We start from the raw sequence: 3607 nt of genomic DNA on the forward strand, positions 1-3607 counted from the left end.
GGGGCGGCCACCGCCGGGTCGTGCCCGGCCGGGGGTGGATCGTGCGGTGCGGCTCCGTAGGCCTGGGCCACGGGTCGGCGCGGTCGCCTCGGTGTCATCGCCGGGCGCGGCGGCAGCGGGCCGGCGGTAAAGCCGTGCCCGTCGGTGGAGTGGGCGGCCTCCTGCGCGCCCCACGGATCGTGCGGGCCCCGCGCATCGGGCACGCCCTGCTGGGGGTGGAGTCCACGGGCGTCGTGCAGTCCGAGCGGGGCCTGCGCGGGCGGCGACTCGTGGTGCTCGAGGTGGGGAGCCGGGTCCGCGACTACCGAACCGGGGGCCGCCGCGAGCAGCCGCCGCATGAGGGCGCGGGAAGCGTCGTCGGCGGGCGCGGTGTGCAGCGCGGCCGCCGCGTGCTGGATGGCCTCGTCGAGGGCGCCGTGTTCGGCGAGCAGCTCGGCCAGATGCCGGCGCAGGGGCACGTCGCTGGGGGCCGCCTGGACGGCGGTGCGCATGCTCGCCACCAGCGGATCGCTCTCCACTGCACCAGCGTACGTGGACCCCGGGCCTGCCCCGGACCGCAACTCGTAGGGTTGGGGGGTGCGTCACACCGATTCCGCTGCCCGCTCTTTCGCCCGCAGGGTGCGCGCACGGCGGGCCCTGGTGGGCGCCGCTACCGCCGCCGCGCTCGTTCTCTCCGGGTGCTCATCGCCGTACGACGGGGCCGCATCGACTGACGGCCGCTCTCCCGGCGCCCCGGGCACCGCGGCTCCATCGCGCCCGGCCGTGACCCCCACGGCGACGGCCCACCCGCCGAACGACGCGGTCGGCCGCCAAATGAGCTGGATGCTCGGGCAGATGAACACCGACCCGGTGTCCAGCGATGTGAGCTCGCGGTTCACCGAGCAGTTTCAGGCGGAAGTGCCGCCGGCGCAGTGGCTCGTGATGCTCGGGCAGCTGCGGGCGCAGGCACCGTGGGTGCTGGAGTCGGTGACCAGCGACGGCAAGGCCGGTTCGGCCTCCGTCGTCGCCCAGGGCCGTCGCTACTCCCTGACGATGACGGTCGACGACGCGGGTCGCATCGACGGCGCCCTGCTCAAGGAGGGCGCGCAGGGCGAGACCGCGACCACCTGGCCCCAGGTCGAGCAGCGCGCCCAGCTGGCCGCGCCGCAGGTCTCGATCCTGGCGGCGACCGTGGGCGACGACGGCTCCCTGGAGGTCGTACACCGCAGCGGGGAGCAGGGGGTGCGGCCGATCGCGTCGATGTTCAAGCTGTACGTGCTGGCGGCGGTCGCCGAGCAGGTCCGCGACGGCGCGCTGAGCTGGGACCAGCAGTTGAGGCTCACCGCGCAAGACAAGACGCTGCCCTCGGGCACCCTGCAGGAGCGCCCCGACGGCACCGCCGTCACGGTCCGCGAGGCCGCCGACCTCATGATCCGCATCTCCGACAACACGGCCACCGACCTGCTGATGCGCGCCGTCGGCGAGGACACGGTGCGCGCGGCCGCCGCCCGTGCGGGCGCGACCCACCCCGAGGGCATCACCCCGTTCCTGACCCCGCGGCAGATGTTCTGGTTGGGATACGGCGACGCGCCGCAGGCCCTGGACGCCCGCGCGAAATGGGCGGCCGCCGATGCGCAGACCCGCGCGCAGCTCCTCGAGCAGGTGCCGATGCCTGGGCCCGGCCCGGAGAACATCGATATGACGAGCACGCCGTGGCGCTCCGGCGTCGGCTGGTTCGCCACCCCGCAGGAGGTCGTGCAGGCCCACCTCTATCTCGACACGCTCGCCGGTGACGCGGCGTTGGCACCGCTCCGGGAGATCCTCACGAAGAACGGCGGCATAGCGGTGCCCGACTGGTCGGAGCAGGCCTTCAAGGGCGGCTCCGACAGTGGAGTGATCGCGTTGAGCTTCCTGGCTCCACCACCGCAGGGCACGCAGCGGCGGCAGGCCCTCGTCATGATCGGCACCGGCGAGCGCCCCGTCGATGAGGAGACATTCGTCGCGGCCACCGCCGACGCCGCCCGCCTGCTCAGCGAACACCGCTGAGCCCCACCTCGACGCCCCACCCCTCGACGCCCCAAACCCTCGACTCAGGGGCCGGTCAGGGCTCGATGAGACGGTCCACCAGCGTCGGGAGGCCGACGGCGGCGGTGATCCGCCACGAAAGGTCGACCCCGGCGGACAGGGGCGTCTCCTGCGGGTTGACCTCGACGACGGGCACGCCGTGCCCGCGGGCGATGTCGGGTAGGCCGGCAGCCGGGTGCACCAGGCCGGAGGTGCCGACGACCAGCACGAGATCGGCCTCCAGCAGCGCATCGACCGCGCCGTCGAAGGCCCCGGACGGCAGCATCTCGCCGAACCACACGACACCCGGGCGGATGGCGGCCCTGCAGTCGGGGCAGCGTGGCGGGTCGAGTCGTTCGACGGGCTCCGCGGGCACCTCGATCGGGCCGTCGTACGGCGCCGCGCAGGCCTCGCAGCGGAAGGCGCGCAGGCTGCCGTGCAGATGCGCCAGCACCTGGCTGCCGGCCCGTTCGTGCAGGTCGTCGACGTTCTGCGTGACGATGTCGACACGCGCCTTCCTCCCCCAGGCAGCCAGCGCCGTGTGGCCGGCGTTCGGGTGCACCCCGCGGACGAGCCCGAGGCGCCAGGCGTACCAGGCCCACACCAGCGGCCGGTCGGCCTCCCAGGCGTCCGGGGTCGCGAGCATCGTGGGGTCGAAACGCTCCCACAGGCCGGTCTGCGCCTGCCGAAACGTCGGCACCCCGGACTCCGCCGACATGCCGGCGCCGCTGAGCACCACCACCCGGCGAGCCGCTGCGGCCCGGTCGAGGAGCCACTCGGACTCCCGCGGCGACAGGCCCCTCATCGGCGCTGCCAGTTCAGTCCGGCGGCGCGCAGCCGCTCGCGCACCGTCGCCGGGCTCTGCGGCGCTCCGGCGGCGTAACCGGCCAGCAACTCCTCCACGATCGTCGTCAGCGGCACGGCCTCGAGTTCGGCGCGCGCGTGGGCCCGCGCCAGCAGCACCGGCGGCAACCGGAACATCGTCGGCTTGCGGGGCGCCTGCGGGTCCGGTAACTGCTCGGGCACCGGGGCTCGGCGCGCAGCCTTGGCCGGCCCGGCCAACTCGACGCGCCGCCGCCGGCGCAGCACCCCCAGCGCCTCGGCGTCGCTGATCGGGCCGCGGTCGGCGCTCCACTCCAGGGGCTTGAGCTCCCCCGGCAACGCCTGCTGCGGTCGGGGTTCGCGCACCCCGCCACCGGGCGGGCCGGCGACCTCCGCAGCGCTGCCGATGCAGACCTGCTCATCGCCAGGCATGCCGATCACCCCATCCCGTCCAGGCACCAGGGGTTCACCCTATGTCGGGGACGGAACCGGCTTTGGTCACGACCAGGCCGGTTTCGTCGTCGTGCCCGTTGACGTTGCCGGAGTCGCCGCGGGCAGGCTCGGACCGGCCGCTCTGGGGGTGAACCCTCAGTCCATCGTCATGTGATGCAGATCACTCTGACTGAGCGTCGAGTGAGACGTCGAGAATGCCTGTGCCCCAACGAAACTCACGGCCCATTCAGGCAATCTGAATCCGCCTGTGCTGCAGTGGGTTTCAGCAATTAATAGCGTTGCTACTACC

The 3607-nt window shown here is 73.6% G+C and carries 3 protein-coding genes and 1 pseudogene; 1 reads left to right on the forward strand and 3 read right to left on the reverse strand.

Annotated elements, in window-relative coordinates:
- A pseudogene (locus KILIM_RS21645) lies at window positions 1–518 on the reverse strand (hypothetical protein); the annotation flags it as partial.
- 244 nt (window positions 519–762) lie between these two features.
- Between KILIM_RS21645 and KILIM_RS21650 the strand changes: the two are divergent.
- On the forward strand, window positions 763–2025 hold the full coding sequence (locus KILIM_RS21650) for a serine hydrolase (RefSeq protein ID WP_157551893.1): 1263 nt from the start codon (window positions 763–765) through the stop codon (window positions 2023–2025).
- 55 nt (window positions 2026–2080) lie between these two features.
- Here KILIM_RS21650 and KILIM_RS21655 read toward each other — a convergent pair whose 3' ends face one another.
- Both KILIM_RS21655 and KILIM_RS21660 read right to left on the reverse strand, forming a co-directional pair.
- Window positions 2081–2848, reverse strand: coding sequence for an SIR2 family NAD-dependent protein deacylase (locus KILIM_RS21655; protein ID WP_006594903.1), 768 nt, complete (start codon window positions 2846–2848; stop codon window positions 2081–2083).
- Window positions 2845–3297: a hypothetical protein gene (locus KILIM_RS21660; RefSeq protein WP_157551894.1), complete on the reverse strand. Its 453-nt coding sequence runs from the start codon at window positions 3295–3297 to the stop codon at window positions 2845–2847. The genes KILIM_RS21655 and KILIM_RS21660 overlap by 4 nt, the downstream gene beginning before the upstream one ends.
- Window positions 3298–3607: the final 310 nt, after the last annotated feature.

This window comes from Kineosphaera limosa NBRC 100340, assembly GCF_000298215.1.
Classification (GTDB): domain Bacteria; phylum Actinomycetota; class Actinomycetes; order Actinomycetales; family Dermatophilaceae; genus Kineosphaera; species Kineosphaera limosa.

Excerpts from the sequence above, each read along its gene's own strand:
- KILIM_RS21655 (WP_006594903.1), bottom strand. The coding sequence starts at position 2,848 with ATGAGGGGCCTGTCGCCGCGGGAGTCCGAGTGGCTCCTCGACCGGGCC.
- KILIM_RS21660 (WP_157551894.1), bottom strand. The coding sequence starts at position 3,297 with ATGCCTGGCGATGAGCAGGTCTGCATCGGCAGCGCTGCGGAGGTCGCC.